Genomic DNA, 19,017 nt, shown 5'->3' on the forward strand with positions numbered 1-19,017 from the left:
CGCCTTACAGCGATTTCAAATAATGAACGATCGTGAGCAACCCTTTGTCGAAATTCTCCAGATTGAAGTGCTCGTTCGGCGCGTGCAGGTTCTCGTCCGGCAGTCCGAAGCCCATCATGACGGCCGGAGCCGACAGGACGCGGGATAATGTCTCGACGATCGGGATGGAACCGCCGTCCTTGGTGAACAGCGCCCGGGTGCCGTACACCGATTCGTAGGCGTCGGCCGCTTTTTGCAGCATCGGATCTTCCGCATTGCACGTAAAGGCCCGGGCTTTCTCGGTCGCTTTGACCTTCAGGGTTGCCCCCGGCTGCAGGTGTTTATGCAAATGGCGCTCGATGCGGTCGATCGTGGCCTGCGGATCCTGGTCGCCGACAAGGCGGCAGGTGATTTTGGCGTGGGCTTCCTTCGGCAATACCGTTTTGGTCCCTTCCCCTTGGAATCCGCCATATATTCCGTTCAGCTCCAGCGTCGGCCGGGCGCCGGTCCGCTCCACGAAGGAGTAACCCGCCTCGCCGTAGAGCTCGTTCAAGCCAAGATCGCGCTTCAGCTTCTCCTCATCGAATTGCTGTTTGACGAACTCTTCGCGCTCCAGCGCGGACAGCTCGTGAACGCCTTCGTAGAAGCCTTCGACCGCGACCCGGCCCTGTTCGTCGTGCAGGGAAGCCAGCAGCGACACGAGGGCATGCAGCGCGTTAGGAACGCCGCCGCCAAACGTCCCGGAGTGCAAATCGGTATTGGCGGTAAAGACCGAGACCTCCATCGCGCATAAGCCGCGAAGACCGATGCAGATCGCTGGTTTGCCCGGTGCCATCAACGCCGTATCGGAGATCAGGATCACGTCGGCGGCCAGCTTCTCCTGGTTGGCTTCCAGGAAGGAAGGCAGGTTCGGGCTGGTCACTTCTTCTTCCCCTTCGATGCAGAATTTGATGTTGACCGGAAGTTCTTTTTCCTGCTTCAAAATCGCCTCAATGGCCTTGATATGCATAAACACCTGGCCTTTATCGTCCGTCGCTCCGCGGGCATACAGCTTGCCGTCCCGGATGGACGGCTCGAAAGGCGGCGATTCCCACAGATTCAGCGGATCCACCGGTTGGACGTCATAGTGGCCATAGACCAAAACGGTCGGTTTGCCTGGAGCATGCAAATGCTCGGCATAGACGACGGGGTGTCCGGCGGTTGGATGGACCTCCACCGCTTCCATGCCGGCGCTGCGAAGCGCCTCGGCGATCCATTCGGCGGCTTTTAGCACGTCGCCCTTGTGTTCGGACAGAGCGGAGATGCTGGGAATCCGCAGCAGTTCGCCAAGTTCCTTCAAGTGTTGTTCGCGGTTCGTAGAAAAGTAAGCTTGATAATCCATCGTCGAATCGTTCCTCCCGAACTAGTTTTACCCGTATATTCTACACCTTTTTTGCCGAGAACACGAATGAGGTTACGCATGTCCGCCAGCAGGTCTTGGCGTTTCCTTAAATTCATCTTAAAATGGGCCGCGCTTTTTTTAGGAATATTTAAGGTAAGGCCCAGCGATTTCTGGTAAAGTCAAGAAAGTACGATTTCTAAAAACAACGAATGCTTTCAGAAGAAGGGAGTCGCAAGACGTATGGAAGAAAAGGATAAGAGAAAGCTGGATTTCGCCGAAGGGGAAGCGGAAGCCTCGGAAAAGGAAGCGCTGTCTCCGGAAGGACAAGCCGGCCAAGAGGAAGGTGGCACGAACGAACCGAAGGAAGCGGAATACGATCCGGCGGACGACGCGGATTTTATCGCCGAAAGCACCGAAGCCGACGCGGATTCGACGCCGGTGATGGTTTCCCAGCATGGGGAGCCTGAGGCCGCAGCGGCCCAAACCCCAAAGTCCGGCAGCAAAGTATGGCCGATCGTATCACTGGTCCTGGCCGTTCTGCTGATCGTCGTGTTGATCAAACCGCCGTTTGTATCCAACAAAGCGGAGGCCGTCGCAACGGTTAACGGCGTGGAAATTACGAAAGACCGGCTGTTTGATGAACTGGCAGCCAGCGGCGGAGAACAGGCGTTGACGAACCTGATCAACCAGGAGCTCGTGAACCAAGAGGCCGCCAAGAAAAACATTACGGTAACCGATGCCGATATCGACGCCGAGATCGCGAGCTACAAAACCCAGTTCGGCTCGGATGAAGCCCTGAACCAGGCTTTGGTGCAATACGGCATGACGATGGACGATTTGCGGAAGCAGGTTGTCATGGAGCTTAAGCTTACCAAGCTGCTGGAGCCGCAGATCAAGGTGACCGACGAGCAAATCAAGGAAACGTTCGAATCCTACAAGGATTCCTTTAATACGCCGGAGCAGGTTCGCGCTTCCGTCATTTTGGTCGCTACCGAGCAGGAAGCGAAGGACATCGTGAAGCAGCTGGACGAAGGCGCGGACTTCGCGGAGCTGGCCAAGAGCAAATCGCTGGATACCGCTACGAAGGAGCAAGGCGGGGACACCGATTTCTTCGCCCGCGGTGAGAAGGAAGAAGCGGTGGAAACGGCGGCCTTCAAGCTGGCGAAAGGCGAGGTTAGCGAGCCTGTGAAGACCAGCGAAGGCTACCAGGTCATTAAAGTCACCGACAAGAAGGAAGCCCACACGGCGACTTTGGAGGAGAAAAAGGAAGAGATCCGCAAAGGGCTCGTCTCCCAACAGGTGTCCAGCTTGTCGGGAACTTGGCTGGAGGATGTACGAAGCAAAGCGAAGATCACCAATACGTTAACGGATGCGGCCGCTGCCGAGTAAGAAGGGCGTTGAGGTTGCCGCGTGGAACCGCCGGAGCAGGAGCTTCGGCGGTTTTTACGTAGGTGGATCTCGGTCCGAAATGAGCCACTAACCACGCGTGACAGTGTAAATTTTGGTTTACAAACGAAAATTCGAGTCGTATAATAAAGAAAAAAACCACTATTGCATAATAAAAAGGAGATAATATTCTTTTGTTTCGACCGAAACGACAGGATATCTTTTTTACAGTAATTTGGAGAAATTATTCTTCATTAATAATATAATAAAGAGAATTAAACCATTACATCGGAGGTTATTTATTATGTCTCATCCCATCGTCAACTCCTTCAAAGGCGGTTTAGTCGTTTCGTGTCAGGCTCTTGAAGGTGAACCGTTTTTTGGAAGCGACTATATGGCCCGTTTTGCGATATCCGCAGAAATGGGCAGGGCCGCTGGGATTCGCGCCAATACGCCGACGGATATCGAGGCGATTAAACGCGTCTGCAAACTTCCATTGATCGGATTGTGGAAACGGAATTATGCCGATTCAAGTGTGTATATTACTCCGACCTTGAAGGAGGTAGATGCGGTGATATCCGCTGGCGCGGATATCGTGGCAATGGACGCCACGCCACGCCAACGGCCTGGCGGGATTAAATTGGCCGAGCTGGTTCATGAAGTGCGAGCACGCAGCAAAATCCTGCTTATGGCCGATGTATCCAATGTCGAAGAAGGACTTATGGCAGAACAACTGGGTTTCGATCTTATTTCGACCACCCTGTCAGGTTATACGTCTTATAGTCCTCAGCGGAAGGATCCCGACTTCCAATTGATAGCCGATCTGTCTCGGCAGGTCGCAATTCCCGTCCTTGCGGAGGGAAGGGTTCGCAGCCCGGAACAGGCGCTTCGCTGCTTGAACGAAGGGGCCTTCGCCGTAGTTGTCGGCGGGGCAATTACGAGACCTCAGCAAATAACACGCTATTACGCCGACGCTCTATCCGAGCTCCAGGACAACAAGGCGGTGACGGAAAAATAAGAAAGGAACATGGTGCCTTGAGAGGGGGGATGTACCGCTTCGGTTCAGGAATCAAGGGCTTTTATTTAAATGAGGAATCCAAAAGGGAGGGTTAAAATGAAAAGCAAAAAATTTCTGTCGGTGATGTTGTTGTCGATGTTGTTGTCGGTGTCTGTATTATCGGGTTGTTCCGGAGGAAAAGAGGAAGCGAATTCGTCTGGTGGCGAGGGAAACGAATCAGGAGCGCAAAAACAAGTTACGATTACCGTTTGGGACAACTATGGGGCAACAACGCCGATCAAACCCTTGATTCCCAAATTCGAAGAGGAATTCCCGAACATCAAAGTGGATTTTCAGGAGCAGCCGTGGGATAACTTCTGGGATAAGATGGCCGCGGCGGCATCCGGTGGGGAAACGCCGGATATCGCTACCTCGGGGCTGATGTGGAATCCGAAATATACCGTGTTTGGCTTATTCGCGGATCTTAACTCTCTATCCGGCGGTAAAGTGAACGGACAAGACATCCACGATATTTATAGCGAGGGCATGATTCAAGCAGCGACGACCGATCAGGGACTATTCGGCATTCCTTACGATTTCGATTCTTACTCGCTATATTATCGCAGCGATTTGCTGGAAGAAGCCGGTGTGAGTGCGCCGCCTTCGAACTGGGACGAACTCGTAGAAATCGGAAAGAAATTGACCAAGGATGTGGACGGGGACGGTAAAACCGATCAATATGCTTTTTTGGTCATGCCGGACTGGTATCACTATGAACCCTTCCTGTATGCGAACGGAGGAAAGGTGCTTACGGACGATAACAAGCAGGCGGCTTTCAACAGTCCGGAAGGGGTTGAAGCCCTGCAATTTTACGCTGACCTGGTCAACAAGCATAAAATCGGCATAAACTGGACGCCGGACCGCGGCAGTTACGTTGCCGGGCTTAAAGACGGCACGATTGCCATGTTCCAGGACGGCCCCTATGTCATGGGCCTAATCAAAAACAGCAATCCGGAGCAGGAAGGCAAGTGGAAAATCTCTGACGCCCTAAGCCACAAACAATACGGTACGCACATTGGTGGCACTTATCTCAGCATTTTCGAAAAATCGGAACATAAAGAAGAAGCTTGGAAATTCATCGAGTTTCTGAGTAGGGAAGAAAACGCGATCCAAGTCTATAAAACTTCGGGAGCGGCACCTGGGTATTTGCCGGCTCTCGATTCAGAAGAAGTCAATTCACCGGATCCGTTCTTCGGTAACGAGGTGCCGATGAAAGTGTTTAAAAAAGCGGTAGAAAACGGGAAGCCGAATCCGATCGTCAGCTCTTGGCAGGAAATCAGCCAGGCGATTTCGGACGCCGTAGCCAAGGCGGTCATGAACGAAGCTACCCCGCAAGAGGCCTTGGACGAGGCGGCGGAACAAGTGAATCAAATTTTGGCGCAAGAGTAAACCTTGCGTAAAAGTCCAACGTCTTTGAATTGTTTAGGCGGGTATGAAGAGTACCCGCCTTTATCTGAAAGGATGGGTCGCAATGAGTGTGCCACTGGTGGCGAAACCTGATCGAAACCGGCGTTCGCGACAACCGAGGCTCATCAAGGAGATCGGGAAGAGTAAGGAAGCCTACCTATTCGTAATTATTCCCGTAGTCTTGCTGATCGTTTTCAGCCTGATTCCGATGGTTTACGGTTTCTTGATGAGCTTCACGAACTGGAATGGACTGCAAAGCCCAAAATACGTCGGGCTCGATAACTATTCGGCAATCCTGCGGAGCAGCGACTTTCATCGGGCCCTGGCCAATACGGTCAAGTTTGCCGTGGTCAGCCTGGCCGGGGGGATGGGGGTGGCGTTGATTCTAGCGCTGGCCATCGACCGGTTGACCCGATTCCAAAGCTTTTTTAAAATCTCCTATTTTATCCCCGTCATTACGCCGATGGTCGTTGTCGCCCTTGTCTGGACGCTGATTTACAATGAGAAGGGCTTATTGAATTTTGTTTTGGGCGAGATGGGCTTCGAAGCGGTAGGCTGGCTAACGGACAAACGGATCGCCATGTATTCCATCATAGGTACCAGCATCTGGCAGGGGATGGGCTTTTCGATGATCGTCTACCTGGCGGCTTTACAAAAAATCCCCGAGCATTTATACGAAGCAGCCAGAATCGACGGTGCCGGCGGGTTTAAAGCCTTTGCCCATGTTACTCTTCCCGGCTTGAAGGATACGTTTGCCTTTTTGTTGATTTATGGGGTCATCGGCGCATTCAACGTGTTTGACCAAATCTACGTCATGACCAACGGCGGCCCGATCAAATCGACCGAAACGATCGTGTTTCAGATTTTCTCCAACTTCAGGTATTTGAAATTGGGTTATACCTCCGCCTTGTCCTATATCTTTCTGTTTATGCTATTGATCATTTCCCTGATTCAATTCAAGTTGATTTATAAGAAAGAAGAATGAGGTAAGCGCCATGGGAGAATTTCGGAAAAAGAAAATACAGCTGTTGTTGGTATACCTGTTTCTCAGCGCAGGGCTTGTCCTGAATCTTGCCCCGCTAGCGTGGATGCTCTCTACGTCGTTTAAGCCGGGGAGCGAAGTGTTTCGTTTCCCGCCGAAGTGGATCCCTGATTCGATCGACTTCGCCAACTACGAGAAAGTGTTTTCGATGATTCCATTCGGACGTTATTATGCGAACAGCATTGCTGTGGCACTTTTGATCACGGTCGTAACTGTCTTGCTATGTACCATGGCGGGTTACGCTTTCGCGAAGCTGAAGTTTCCGGGCAGAAACCTATTGTTCATGTTGTTTCTGATCACACTCATGATTCCTTTCCAGGCGACGATGATTCCTCTGTTTCGGATGGTGTCGGGGTTTGGTTGGATCGATACGTATCAAGGATTGATTCTGCCGCAGATTTCAACCGCCTTCGGGATCTTCCTGATCCGTCAGTTCATGTTATCCATGCCGGACGCGGTGATCGAAGCTGCGAAGATCGACGGAAGTTCTCAACTCCATACCTTTCGAAAAATCGTCGTTCCCATGAACCGCGGTGCGATGGCAACGTTAGCCATTTTTACGTTCAACACCGCATGGAATAATCTGCTATGGCCATTGTTGGTCACGAATAGCGACCAGATGCGGACACTCCCGGTGGGGATGGCATTGTTCCGGAGTTCCCGGGATATCGATTGGACGGCCATCATGGCAGGTTCGGTCATGTCCCTTATTCCCATGGTCTTATTGTTTCTGTTGATGCAGAAGCAATTTATCCGGGGGATTACCGCCGGAGCGGTCAAAGAATAACAGCCGAACAGGCGTGCATGCCACTTCTATTCACCCAATATACAGTCTGAGGTTGGTGTACTTCAATGACGACAAAATTAGTGTATTTGCCTTTGGACGAAAGACCGTGCAATCTGCTTTACCCGCAACAATTAGCCGCCATGACCGATATCGAAATGACGGTTCCCGGGGCGGACCTTCTTGGTAACAAAAAACAGCGCGCGGATCTAAAAAGGCTGGAGAGTTGGCTGGAGGAGCAGTGTCGGGACGCGGATGTGCTGATCGTTTCGATCGACATGCTCGTACACGGCGGCATTGTGCCTTCCCGGTTGCACCAAGACGATGCGGCCACATGCATTACCCGTTTGCAATTGCTTCGGCACTTGAAGGCGATACGACCGAATTTGATCATCCACGGCTTTAATCTGATCACCAGGGTACCTGCTTATTCCAGCAGTGAGGAAGAACCGGCGTATTATGACCGATTCGGCCGGGAAATCTTCGAAATGGGCTGGCTGTCCGACAAACGGGAGACGGTTTCGTTAACCGTTGAAGAGCAGCGAAGACTGGATGAAGTGTTAGCGGTGATCCCGGTAGAGGTACAACTCGACTATCTTAACCGGCGCAGGGTGAACTCGGCCGTCAACGAGGCCGCCATGGCGATGGTAGAGTCGGGAGTCCTCGATTATTTGATCATCCCGCTCGACGATAATGCGAAGTTCGGTTTCAGCGCCATGGAACAAAGGAAGCTTGCGATACGTGCGGAAATGGCCGGATTAACGGATCGGGTGGCGATTTACCCGGGAGCGGACGAAATTGGTTGTACCTTGTTTGCTCGGGTGTTTTGCACTTTGAAACGCCATTCGCCCGCCCTGTACGTCAGATATTCCTCAACCCAAGGCCCGTTATGCATCCCTAAATACGAGGATCGCAGTTTGAACGAAAGCATCAAAGCCCATTTCACGGCGGCAGGTGCCTTCATGGCCGATGCTTCGGGGGAGGCGGATGCGATCCTGATGGTCCATTCTCCGCCCGTTTCCCAAGGGGAGATGGCAGAAACCGACACGGCGATTCGGGACCGGAACCGAGCCTATTTTTCCGAGGTTAATACGCGCGAGTTTGCCCAGGCGATGAAACATTACCTGGAGCGCGGGCGCCTCGTCATGCTGGCGGACGTGGCTTTATGCAACGGAGGCGATGATTTGCTCATGAAGCAACTCCATCGTCTTGGCATGCTCGGACGTTTGCAGGGCTATGCGGCGTGGAATACCTCGGGCAATTCGTTGGGAACCGTGATCGCGCATGCCGTAATCGCGTCCTATTACCGGTTTGCGGTGAACCGCACGAAGGAAACGGACGGGCATGAAGCAGGCTTCCGCCGCTTCCAAGAGGCCAGCCGGCAATTTTATGTATCCAGGCTGGTTGAAGATTGGGGTTATCAGGCATTGGTTCGCCGGCAGGTTTGCGAGGAGGTTCTTCCGGCATTAGGCGCGAGTTATTTCGAACTTTCTCACGTACAGGAACTGGTTTGCCGCCACATCGAAGATAAGCTGAACCACTTCGCCTCCGTCTACCTGCGTGGGCAAGCGGCAACGTACATCCAGATCTGCAACGTTACTTTACCGTGGCGCCGCATGTTCGAAGTGGGGTTTGAACTGAACCTCGAACCCGCGGCCGGGGAGGAATCCGGCAGATGAACGGGATCTATGAAGGGGGCGAGGTAGCGATCGGCCTCGATCTCGGCGGGACGAACATTAAGGCCGGCATCGTAAACGGTGAGGGCGAAGTGCTCCGGCGAATAAGCCTACCGACGCAGGCTTATCAAGGCGGGGAGGCGCTGCTGCAGCGGGTAGCGGGCATCGTCAGGATGTTGGCGGACGAAGCTGACGCCCAAGGGTCGCTTATCCGCGGCGTGGGTATCGGAACGGCAGGTCAGGTCGACAGCGCCAGAGGCGTAGTCGCGGGTGCTACCGCGAATTTGCCGGGGTGGGCGGGCATGGAGCTGGGGAACCGTCTTGCCTTGCTGACCGGGCTCCCCGTCTCGGTCGATAACGATGCGAACGCCATGGCCTTTGGCGAAGCCTGGGTCGGAGCAGGCCGGCAGTGGAGGAATTTTATTTGCGTCACCCTGGGAACCGGCGTAGGCGGGTGTTTCGTGATCAACCGGCGACCTTACCGGGGGCGTAATGGATATGCGGGGGAAATCGGCCACCATGTCATCGCCGATCGCGGGCGTCCGTGCAATTGCGGCAGATTGGGCTGCTACGAACAATATGCCTCCGTGACGGCGCTAATGGGCATGGCCCGCGATTTGGGTAGCGCTGCGGATGAGCTGGACTCGCCGGAAGCTCTATTTGCCGCCGCTGCAAAAGGACATGGACCCGCGCTGGAACTTCTTCGTGAGTACGCCCGAAACATCGCGGTTGGATTGGCGAATCTGGTCCATCTTTTTGACCCGGAGGGCATCGTCGTCGGGGGAGCAGTCAGCAAACAGGGAGACCTTTTGCTTACCCCCGTGCGGCGTGAATTTGCCGGATTCTTGCTTCCCGTCTTCGGACAGGCGCCCAAGGTAGATATCGTAGCCCCGCAGCTTGGCAATGACGGTGGGGTCATAGGTGCTGCCGCCGCATTCTTTGATTTTTAAGGATAACCGGGTATGGGACAGCGAATGCATTTGCCATTTATCGGGGTTTATGTATAACTTATAATTAGAACATCTTATGTCAAGGAAACCGAATGTTACGGTGAAGCCGGTGAAGGTACAGTGCCTGAAAGGGGAATTTGCTTGTTGAGCGAACAAGGGATGGGAAAAACGCTGCTGTCGATTCGCAGCCACTTTGGCGGATTGACGAAAACGGAACAGAAAGTGGCTCAATATATACTGGAAAATGCCCAAGACGTAATATATCACTCGGTCACGGAACTGGCGGAACGTGCCGATGTTGGAGAGACGACCGTTCTCCGGCTTTGCCGGAAGCTGAAATTCCATGGATTTCAGGATTTTAAGCTATCGCTTGCGCAGGATTTGGTCAAGCCTTCTGATCGGCTATATCATGAAGTGATGGAAGAGGACGATGCTTCGACGTTGAACAGGAAGATCATTTCGATGCACATCGAGACGCTGGAGCAAACCTCGGAGCTAGTTAATGCCGAGCAATTAGAGAAAGCCATTTCTCTGCTGCATCAGGCGAACAATATTCACTTCTTCGGCGTGGGTTCTTCAGGGTTGACGGCGCAGCAAGCCGCACATAGCTTTTCGAGGATCGGCAAACGCAGCTTGGCCAGAACCGACACGCACTTTCAGGCGATGATGGCGTCCCTGATGGGTGCAGGCGATGTAGCTGTGGGCATTTCTATCTCCGGGAGCACGAAGGACACGATCGATAGCTTGAACCTGGCGAAACAAGCCGGTGCCCAAATTATCGTCATCACCAGCAATGCAAGATCGCCGATCACGAAGTTGGCGGACATCGTTTTGTTGATGGTGGGGCGGGAAAATCCGCTTCAGGGCAGTTCGTTGTCGGCGAAAATTTCCCAGTTGGCCATTATCGATATTTTGAATGTGGGCGTTTCGCTCAAGATCAAAGACGAGGCCTTGAAATACCGGGAATTGACGGCAAGGGCCATAACGGAAAAACTATATTGATGTTAGATGGTAGAACCAGCCGGGGGCGAGACGCCCGCGGCCTTTTTTGCCTTGATCATCCAGATCCAGTACTTTCGTTCATGTACCCCTTCGCTTTGTATTTCCGATAGACAGGCGGTACAATGGGGGTAAATATTTGGGTTCGTGACATGTCCGATCGGGATGGATGGTTTGGAGGCAGGCGAAGATGGCGGAATGGTATGAGCTTAGTTTCGGCGATGACTACTTACTGGTGTATAAGCACCGCGACGCGCAGGGAGCCAAACATGAGGTGCAGCGGATGATCAGCTGGTTGAAGCCGGCTCCCGGAGCGAAGGTGCTTGATTTATGCTGCGGCATGGGACGCCATTCGCTCGCGTTGGCGGAAGCAGGCTACAGGGTGACCGGCGTGGATCTGTCGGAGGTGCTGCTCCGCGAGGCGAAACGCCTCGATACGGAGGGGCGGGTGACTTGGCATCAGGCCGATATGCGCCGATTGCCGCTTCTGAACGGAGAGTTTGATGCGGTAGTGAACTTATTTACTTCGTTCGGTTATTTTCGGGAGGACGTGGAGCAGATCAAGGCGTTGCAAGAAGCTGCGCGCGTGCTGAAGCCGGGAGGCCGCTTACTCCTCGATTTTTTGAATCCCGCCTATACGGCGGTCCATCTCGTTCCGAATTCGGAACGGGAAGAGGAGGGGCAGCGGATTGTGGAACGGCGGCGGATCGAAGACGGATATATATTTAAAGACATCACCATTACTGCCCCCGGCGGGGAGCCGCGGCATTACACGGAGCGGATCAAGTTATACGGGTTGGAGGATTTTCGGCGCATGCTGAAGGAGGCTGGATTGGAATTGCAAAACGTTCATGGAAATTATGACGAAGAAACCTACGATCCGGATACGTCCCGGCGCATGATCCTGGTGGGGGTGCGCCCATGACGCTGCTGCCGGAAATTCAGCTTTGGGAGCGGGAGCTGGTTGCCCGCGTTCCCATTTCCATGGCCCCTCCCCTCCGCCGGGTGAACAGTTACGTACTTCGGGGCGACGAGGGAATTACCATCATCGACCCGGGGCCGAGGACGGACGAGACGGAGGCCGAGTGGCGGGCCGCTTGGCAGGAGCTTGGGATCTCGCCCCGCGACATCGCTCAAATCGTCCTGACCCATCACCATCCCGACCATTACGGCTTGGCGGGATTTTTACAGGAGGTCACCGGAGCAGCGGTACTCATGTCTCCGCGGGCTTTCGAGGAGACGCGGCTGATGTGGGGGCGAGACAGCCGAATGCACGAGGCGCTCCCCGAATTGTTCCGCCGGCACGGGATGCCGGAATCCTGGTGCGGGCAGTTGCCGGGGCACTTGCACGGCTTTGTCCCCCAGGTCAGCCCGGCTCCCGAGGTGACGTTCCTTCGCGAGGGGGAACCCGTCTGGATGGGGGGACGAGCTTGGCTCCCGATCGAAACGGCCGGACATGCCCCGGGGCATCTGTCGTTTTACGATGCCGGGCAGAAGCTGATGTTTTGCGGGGACGCGGTGCTGCCGCAAATCTCCCCCAACGTCAGCTACCTGCCCGGCAGCGATCCGCAGCCGCTGCAATCGTTCCTGGATTCGCTCGTGAAGCTGAGCGCTTACGAGGTCGCGACCGCTTATCCGGGACACCGCAACCCGTTCAATTATTTCGCGGAGCGCGTTCGGCTGCTGCTTCAGCATCATGAGGAACGGCTACTGCGCATCGAAGGTTTGCTGCGGGAGCGGCCGAAGACGGCTTTCGACGTCTGCGCCGCCTTGTTCGGCACGGAGCTGGGCATTCACCAAATGCGCTTTGCGATGTCGGAGACGCTGGCGCATTTGGTGGAGCTGGTCCGGCAAGGACAGGCCGAAGCGCAGGTGAACGGAGATCGCGAAGACGACGTCATACGGTTTGCGCCGGTTTCGTGAATATCAAAAGAAGGGCGGCATTCGATGCCGCCCTTCTTTTATGGTCTGCGGCCGTTCACCGCTCGGCGTCCAGCGTTTCCTCGCCGCGTTCTTTTTCCCGTTCCGCCTGTTTGCGGTGGGCGATCCGGCTGCTGGCCGAGGCTGCAACCGCGCCGACGATGTCGTCCAGAAACGTGTTGCACGGTCCCAGGGATTTATCGTTCAGCTTCTCCAGAATGCCCGGCTTCAGCTTGTCGACATAACCGTAGTTGGTAAAGCCGATACTGCCGTACACGTTGACGATCGAGAAGGCCAAAATCTCGTCGACGCCATACAACCCCTCGTCATTGGCGATCATGTCCTGCAGCTCGGGGATCAACATCCCCTGCTCCGCCAAAATATCGAGCTGAATGCCGGTCAGCACCGCATTTTGCACCTCGCGTTTGGTCAGTACCTGCTCCACGTTATGTATGCACTCTTCCATCGTCAGGTTCGGGTAGTATTTTTGCTGCAAAAACAAAACGAGTTCGGCGATTTGCTCCGTGGTGACGCCGCGTTTATGCAACCACTCCTTGGTGGCGTCGGCGACCTTCTTGCTGTTCAGGCTGTAAGGCGTTTTCGCTTTCGGTTGTTGTTCCATCCCCATACAATCTACTCCTCGTGTTTTAGTCGGATCGACAAGCTATGAAGCAGTTTGTCCAGTTCCCGGGAAAATATAGTTATTTTTCGGGACAGGGCTCGTATATATAGTAATACAAACCTTAGCCAAATGAAAAACTCAGGGAGGCACGAACGAAAATGAAATGGAACCGCCGAATACGAAATACGGCTGCTGCCGGGGCCATCACGCTTCCGCTGCTGCTGTCGGGATGCGGTATGTTTGGGGGGAGCTCCGCGCAAATCGATCCTCCGCCCACGGATATGGAAACCCGGATGCTGGAAGGACTTGACGCCGTAGAACAGACAAGCTATACCCAGGAAAAAGAACTCTCAACCGTATATTTGGTGAACGAGCATGGCAAGCTGGCCCCGGTCGCTTTGCACCTGCCCGAGGGGGAGGCTTCGCTGAAGCTGAACCGCATGCTGGAGATGCTGGTGAAGGACGGCAAGTATGCCGGCCTGCTCCCGGCGGGGTTTAGCGGGATTCTTCCAGCGGGAAGCGAGGTCAAGGCCGTCACCGTGAAAAAAGACGAGAAGCTGGCCGTCGTCGAATTCAACAAAGCGTTTGCCGGCTACGAAGCCGCGGATGAGCGCAAAATCCTCGAGGCGTTGACCTGGACGTTAACCGGAACGCTGGACGTGGAGAAGGTGCAGCTGTGGGTTGAAGGGGAAAAGCTAAACGAGATGCCGGTAAACGGCACGCCGCTGGATCGGCCGCTTAGCCGCAGCTTCGGCATCAACCTCGAGCTAAAAGCGGAATCCGGCCTGTCCCAACTAAGTCCGGTGATCGTGTATTTCTCCGCGGCGACGCCGGATGGCGTCCAATATTTCGTGCCGGTGACCCGGTTTGTACCGGCCGGCGGCGATTCGGTCAAAGCGGCGCTGGGCGAGCTGCTCAAGGGGCCGCAACAAGGCGACGGCCTGGAGCGGGTCGTGACGGACAACACGAAGCTGGACAACGTCGAGATTTCGAAAGACGGCGTCGTTACCGTCGCCCTGACGGACGACATGTTCGAAGCCGGCGAGAAGCTGCCGGCGCAAATGCTGCAATCGCTGGTGCTGACGGTCACGGAGAACAAGGACGACAGCAAGGTGCGCATTTGGCTGAACGGGCAAAAGGAAGTCGTTGGCCTGGACAACCAGACCTACAGCGAACCGGTCATGCGGCCGGAAACCATCAACGAAATCCCGCTGTAAACCGCGTTTCTTGGCGGCGCGCCGACCTGCAAAAAAGGAATCCTGCGAGATGCAGGATTCCTTTTTTTTGCCGAATGGAAAGATGCTTTTATGACCACACTTTGGTAGAATAGGGAAAGCATACAGACAGCAAGAAAACGTAGGAGGCAGTGAGGATGAGAAGCAACGGACGCCAGGCGGACGAGCGCCGGCCGATGAATTTAACCGTCAATATCAATAAATATGCGGAGGGTTCCGTTTACATCGAGGTAGGCGATACGAAGGTGATGTGTACCGCTACCGTCGAGGAGAAGGTCCCGATGTTCATGAAAGGTCAAGGCAAGGGTTGGGTGACGGCCGAATATGCGATGCTGCCCCGCGCGACCCAAACGCGCAATCAGCGGGAATCGGCCCGCGGCAAGCTGAGCGGCCGGACGATGGAAATCCAGCGGCTGATCGGACGCGCGTTGCGTTCGGTTGTCGATCTGCAGGCGTTAGGGGAACGATCGATTACGATCGACTGCGATGTGCTGCAGGCGGACGGAGGTACGCGGACAACGTCGATTACCGGAGCGTTCGTGGCGATGGCGCTGGCCATGCACAAGATCGCTCAGAAGCACGCGTTGCCGAAGTTTCCGATCACCGATTTTCTGGCATCCGTCAGCGTAGGCATCGTTGGGGAGGACACGCTGTTGGACCTCAACTATGAGGAGGATTCCAAAGCGAAGGTGGACATGAACGTCGTTATGACTGGTCAGGGTCAATTCGTCGAGGTACAAGGAACCGGCGAGGAAAATCCGTTCTCCCGGTCGGAGTTGGATGGCTTGCTGGCGATTGCCGAGAAAGGGATCCGGGAGATGATCGAGCAGCAGCGCGAGGCCCTGGGGCCCATTGCACTGCAGATCGGAAGCAGGCAGTCCGGATCGGCGGTGTAGGCATGATCGAAGGACCGGTGATTATCGTAGCGACCCGCAATGCCGGGAAGGTACGGGAGTTCGCCCATGCATTGGCGCCGCTTGGCAAAGAGGTTCGGAGCTTGGCCGACTACCCGGAGGCTCCGGAGGTCGTGGAAGACGGGACGACGTTTGCGGAGAACGCTCGCAAAAAAGCCAAAACCGTCGGCGACGCGCTGGGCTGCCCGGTGCTGGCCGACGATTCGGGTCTTTGCGTTGACCAACTGGACGGCGCGCCGGGCGTCTATTCGGCTCGGTATGCCGGGGAAGTCGCCAGCGACGAGGACAACAACGAGAAGCTGCTCGCCGAACTGGAGAAGCGGCGGTTGGGCGAGGATACGGAACAGCCCCTGCTGAGCACGGCGCGGTTTGTCTGCCATTTGGCCCTGTACAACCCGGCCGATGGGCAGTTTACCGAAGCCGCCGGCGAAGTCGAAGGCTGGATCACCTCCGAACCGGCAGGCGGCGGCGGGTTCGGCTATGACCCGCTGTTTTACCTGCCGGCCTACGACAAGACGTTTGCCGAGCTGACGCTGGAGGAGAAGCAGGCCGTCAGCCACCGCGGCGCGGCACTGCGGGCGTTGGCGGAGATGCTGAACGGAACGGCCGCCGGGAAGTAGGCCATGGCTGGGTGACGCAGGCACTAGGCAGGCATATACGGAGAATTAACGGTAAATCTGAGCGAGCCATTAGCGGCATAGAAAAAGCAAGCCAGAGATCCTCGGCGGGATCCCGGCTTGCTTTTTTTCATTATCGAATTTTCACGTTATAGGTGTTTAGCCAGAAATTCACTTGAGACAAATAAGCGAACAGCTGCGGGCCGCTCATCAGCTGACCGAACCACGGCAGGTTGGAGGACGATTCCTTGGACGCGGCAATGGCGCGGATTTTGTCTGCATCGATCAGCGGCAGGATCGGCGAGGCCGGATCGTCGAGTATGCTCAACATCTGATCGCGTACCGCGGTAAGATAGTTCGGGTTATGCGTTTTCGGGTAAGGGCTTTTTTTGCGATAGAGCACGTCTTCGGGCAGGATGCCTTCGAGTGCTTTGCGCAAAATCCCTTTTTCCCGGTTTCCGGTCGTTTTGATCTCCCACGGAATGTTCCAGACGTACTGCACCAGCCGGTGGTCGCAATATGGAACGCGGACTTCCAGTCCGGCGGCCATACTCATGCGGTCCTTGCGGTCGAGCAGCGTCGGCATGAACCGCGTGATGTTCAGGTACGACATGACCCGCATCCGTGCACGTTCCCCCGCCTCCCCTTCCAGCTTCGGCGTCTCCCCTACCGCTTCGCTGTAACGATCGGCAATGTACTGTTCCGGTTTGATCCATTCGCGGATTTCCGGAGATAGTAAATCGGCGCGCAGCCCGGTTGCTACCGACCACGGGAAGGTTCCCGAATTAAGCAGCTCCTCGCGGTGGAACCATGGGTATCCGCCGAAGACTTCGTCCGCGGCTTCGCCGGAGATGGCGACCGTGGCCCCTTTTTTGATTTCCCGGCAAAACAGCAACAGCGAAGCGTCGACGTCGACCATCCCCGGCATGTCGCGGGCGATGGTCGAATCGGGCAGTGCTGAGACGAGCTCGGGGGTATCGAATTGAATGGCGTGATGGGCCGTCTGCAATTCCTCGACCATACGCCGAATCCACGGGCCGTCTGCGCCGGGCTGATAGCTGTGGGCCTGGAAGTGCTTGTCGTTATCGACGTAGTCGATCGAATACGTATGCACTTGGCCTTGGCCGGTCCGCTTGTAGTAATCGACGGCGAGCGCCGTCAGCGCGCTGGAGTCCAGACCGCCGGACAGCAAGGTGCACACCGGCACGTCGGAGATGAGCTGTCGATCCATCGTATCCTGCAGCAGCTTGCGAATCGTGGCCGCAGTTTCTTCCACATTGTCGGTATGGGGCTCGGCTTCCAGCTTCCAGTAGGCGTATTTACGCAATCCGCTGCGGTTGAAGATCATCACGTGGCCCGGACGCAGCTCCTTCAGATCCTTGTATACGCCATGGCCGGGCGTCCGAGCCGGGCCGATGACGAAAATTTCGGCAAGGCCTTCGGGCCCGACGACGGGCTCGACTTTCGGATGGCGCAGAATCGCCTTCGGCTCGGAACCGAAGATCAGCGTGCCGTCAATTTCGCTGTAGAACAGCGGTTTTACCCCGAGACGGTCCCGGGCAAAAAAGACATGCTCCCGGACGCTGTCCCAAATCGCAAACGCATAAATCCCGTTCAACCGGTACACGCAATCCGGCCCCCACTCGATATACGATTGCAGCAACACCTCCGTATCGCAGTTGGTGCGAAACGTGCGCCCCCTCCGCTGCAGTTCGGCTTTCAGTTCCGGAGCGTTATAAATCTCCCCATTATATACAATCGTAAACACCGCATCTTCTTCATGGATGATCATCGGCTGAGCCCCGTTTTCGGGGTCCATGACGCTAAGGCGCCGATGTCCGAAAGCACACGGGCCGGAAATCCAAGTTCCCTGGGCATCGGGTCCCCGTTTTTCCAGACAGGACGTCATGGATAACACCAGATCCGATTCTTTCGTCAAGTCCCGGTTCCATTCGATAAAGCCGGTTATTCCGCACATTTTTGCTATCTCCTCTCCGCATTGCTTTACAGTCCCCGCTTGCCGACCGGGTGAAAAGTATTAACAAATTATGCCGAACAAGGGCATAAAATGTCTGTCCATTATGGAAAACTATGGCTTGGAGGCGGCATGGCGCGAGGTGAAGCAAGCATCAAGAAGGAGGGATACACGTGGAAAAAAGGCCTTATTACGTCTCTGTTCAAGGGCGGTCGCTCCTAGAAGATCCCGGCGCTGCGGCGTACGAATGGGAGGTTGAAGCGACTCGGCAGGAGGCGGATACCCTAAGCCATATGCTCGAGCAGTTAGGCGAGAAGGAGGAAAGCGGATTTCTGGCTTTTACGTATCCTTGGCCGGATACGCCGGAGGGCGAAGTGAACCGCAGCTACGACAGCCATCTGAACGCGCTGTACCGTGAAATTTACCGGCTGGGCACGCCGGAGACCCGGGCGCAAATGGAGCGCTCCGGTTTTGAGGCGCAGCTGTAGCCGCCAGGATACCATCGAAAGGAGCGACGCCTGTGGCGTATTATATCAAGGACGCCGAATATCGGCGGATGGATGAGCACCAGGGGCGACCTTGCGCAGTGATCCAGGTGTATCCGGGCGCGGTGGGGGACCCCGATCTTTTTGTATATGTGGCGCGTGCCGCAGACGGGAATGGGTATGAAATCATTCGGATGATCCGCAGCGATGCCGACTTGGAGATCGACTGGTACGACAATAGTCTGCATCAGGCGTTTGCCGAGGTGGCGGAAGAGCGGTTTGGAGACCGGGGGTGGCCGGAGGCGGAGGTTCAACGCAAGGAGTTTCTGCAGAACCTGATCGCCAACGAGCAAATTGCCGCCCGGCTCAGGCAACTGCCGGATTGAGAAGACCGCTAATTTTCTGCCAAAAAGCGCTTTGAAAAAACAAAAGGGATGCGCTATAATAATTAACGCATCCTTTTTTCATACCTAGGTGTCCCAGTAGCTCAGCTGGATAGAGCAACGGCCTTCTAAGCCGTCGGTCGGGGGTTCGAATCCCTCCTGGGACGTAACAAAAGAGCACCCGTAGGGGTGCTTTTTTTGTTGC

Annotated in this window: 18 protein-coding genes and 1 tRNA gene; 16 read left to right on the forward strand and 3 right to left on the reverse strand. The window is 55.3% G+C overall.

Features of this window, described 5'->3' with window-relative positions; genetic code table 11:
• Positions 1–4: 4 nt before the first annotated feature.
• Complete coding sequence (locus MJ257_RS22570; RefSeq protein WP_240271369.1) at positions 5–1,360, reverse strand: dipeptidase; 1,356 nt, start codon at positions 1,358–1,360, stop codon at positions 5–7.
• 240 nt (positions 1,361–1,600) lie between these two features.
• Between MJ257_RS22570 and MJ257_RS22575 the strand changes: the two genes are divergently transcribed.
• The 10 genes from MJ257_RS22575 (at position 1,601) to MJ257_RS22620 (ending at position 12,584) form a co-directional block, all read left to right on the forward strand.
• Entirely contained in the window at positions 1,601–2,749 is a 1,149-nt protein-coding gene (locus MJ257_RS22575; RefSeq protein ID WP_240271370.1) for a peptidylprolyl isomerase, read from the forward strand.
• Between the two features lie 301 nt (positions 2,750–3,050).
• Positions 3,051–3,764, forward strand: a complete 714-nt coding sequence (locus MJ257_RS22580) for an N-acetylmannosamine-6-phosphate 2-epimerase (protein ID WP_240271371.1) — start codon at positions 3,051–3,053, stop codon at positions 3,762–3,764.
• Between the two features lie 96 nt (positions 3,765–3,860).
• Positions 3,861–5,192, forward strand: coding sequence for an extracellular solute-binding protein (locus tag MJ257_RS22585; protein WP_240271372.1), 1,332 nt, complete (start codon positions 3,861–3,863; stop codon positions 5,190–5,192).
• Positions 5,193–5,274: 82 nt separating this feature from the next.
• Complete coding sequence (locus MJ257_RS22590; RefSeq protein ID WP_240271373.1) at positions 5,275–6,195, forward strand: carbohydrate ABC transporter permease; 921 nt, start codon at positions 5,275–5,277, stop codon at positions 6,193–6,195.
• A gap of 10 nt (positions 6,196–6,205) precedes the next feature.
• Positions 6,206–7,039, forward strand: a complete 834-nt coding sequence (locus MJ257_RS22595; protein ID WP_240271374.1) for a carbohydrate ABC transporter permease — start codon at positions 6,206–6,208, stop codon at positions 7,037–7,039.
• Positions 7,040–7,104: 65 nt separating this feature from the next.
• The gene (locus MJ257_RS22600) at positions 7,105–8,715 is read left to right on the forward strand and encodes a DUF4127 family protein (RefSeq protein ID WP_240271375.1); all 1,611 of its coding nucleotides are present in this window, start codon (positions 7,105–7,107) and stop codon (positions 8,713–8,715) included.
• On the forward strand, positions 8,712–9,662 hold the full coding sequence (locus MJ257_RS22605; protein WP_240271376.1) for an ROK family protein: 951 nt from the start codon (positions 8,712–8,714) through the stop codon (positions 9,660–9,662). Before MJ257_RS22600 ends, MJ257_RS22605 begins: the two co-directional genes overlap by 4 nt.
• A 144-nt stretch (positions 9,663–9,806) precedes the next feature.
• Positions 9,807–10,664, forward strand: coding sequence for a MurR/RpiR family transcriptional regulator (locus tag MJ257_RS22610; RefSeq protein WP_240271377.1), 858 nt, complete (start codon positions 9,807–9,809; stop codon positions 10,662–10,664).
• Between the two features lie 187 nt (positions 10,665–10,851).
• Positions 10,852–11,586, forward strand: coding sequence for a class I SAM-dependent methyltransferase (locus MJ257_RS22615; RefSeq protein WP_240271378.1), 735 nt, complete (start codon positions 10,852–10,854; stop codon positions 11,584–11,586).
• Entirely contained in the window at positions 11,583–12,584 is a 1,002-nt protein-coding gene (locus MJ257_RS22620) for an MBL fold metallo-hydrolase (RefSeq protein WP_240271379.1), read from the forward strand. The genes MJ257_RS22615 and MJ257_RS22620 overlap by 4 nt, the downstream gene beginning before the upstream one ends.
• Positions 12,585–12,639: 55 nt before the next feature.
• Here the strand turns inward: MJ257_RS22620 and MJ257_RS22625 are convergent, their stop codons facing one another.
• On the reverse strand, positions 12,640–13,209 hold the full coding sequence (locus tag MJ257_RS22625; RefSeq protein WP_240271380.1) for a phosphatidylglycerophosphatase A family protein: 570 nt from the start codon (positions 13,207–13,209) through the stop codon (positions 12,640–12,642).
• Between the two features lie 152 nt (positions 13,210–13,361).
• Here MJ257_RS22625 and MJ257_RS22630 point away from each other — a divergent pair, with 152 nt between their 5' ends.
• The 3 genes from MJ257_RS22630 (at position 13,362) to MJ257_RS22640 (ending at position 15,972) form a co-directional block, all read left to right on the forward strand.
• Positions 13,362–14,420: a GerMN domain-containing protein gene (locus tag MJ257_RS22630; protein ID WP_240271381.1), complete on the forward strand. Its 1,059-nt coding sequence runs from the start codon at positions 13,362–13,364 to the stop codon at positions 14,418–14,420.
• A gap of 155 nt (positions 14,421–14,575) precedes the next feature.
• Positions 14,576–15,334, forward strand: a complete 759-nt coding sequence (rph, locus tag MJ257_RS22635) for a ribonuclease PH (RefSeq protein WP_240271382.1) — start codon at positions 14,576–14,578, stop codon at positions 15,332–15,334.
• 2 nt (positions 15,335–15,336) lie between these two features.
• Positions 15,337–15,972: an XTP/dITP diphosphatase gene (locus MJ257_RS22640; RefSeq protein ID WP_240271383.1), complete on the forward strand. Its 636-nt coding sequence runs from the start codon at positions 15,337–15,339 to the stop codon at positions 15,970–15,972.
• Positions 15,973–16,102: 130 nt separating this feature from the next.
• Here the strand turns inward: MJ257_RS22640 and asnB are convergent, their stop codons facing one another.
• Positions 16,103–17,947: an asparagine synthase (glutamine-hydrolyzing) gene (gene asnB / locus MJ257_RS22645; RefSeq protein ID WP_240271384.1), complete on the reverse strand. Its 1,845-nt coding sequence runs from the start codon at positions 17,945–17,947 to the stop codon at positions 16,103–16,105.
• A 170-nt stretch (positions 17,948–18,117) separates the two neighbouring features.
• On the opposite strand from asnB, the gene MJ257_RS22650 reads away from it, so the two are divergent.
• The 3 genes from MJ257_RS22650 (at position 18,118) to MJ257_RS22660 (ending at position 18,979) form a co-directional block, all read left to right on the forward strand.
• Positions 18,118–18,432: a hypothetical protein gene (locus MJ257_RS22650; RefSeq protein ID WP_240271385.1), complete on the forward strand. Its 315-nt coding sequence runs from the start codon at positions 18,118–18,120 to the stop codon at positions 18,430–18,432.
• 32 nt (positions 18,433–18,464) lie between these two features.
• The gene (locus MJ257_RS22655) at positions 18,465–18,815 is read left to right on the forward strand and encodes a hypothetical protein (RefSeq protein WP_240271386.1); all 351 of its coding nucleotides are present in this window, start codon (positions 18,465–18,467) and stop codon (positions 18,813–18,815) included.
• 90 nt (positions 18,816–18,905) lie between these two features.
• Positions 18,906–18,979 (forward strand) — tRNA-Arg (locus MJ257_RS22660).
• Positions 18,980–19,017: the final 38 nt, after the last annotated feature.

The sequence above is a fragment of the Paenibacillus timonensis genome (assembly GCF_022427145.1).
In the GTDB taxonomy this organism is placed as follows: domain Bacteria; phylum Bacillota; class Bacilli; order Paenibacillales; family Paenibacillaceae; genus Fontibacillus; species Fontibacillus timonensis.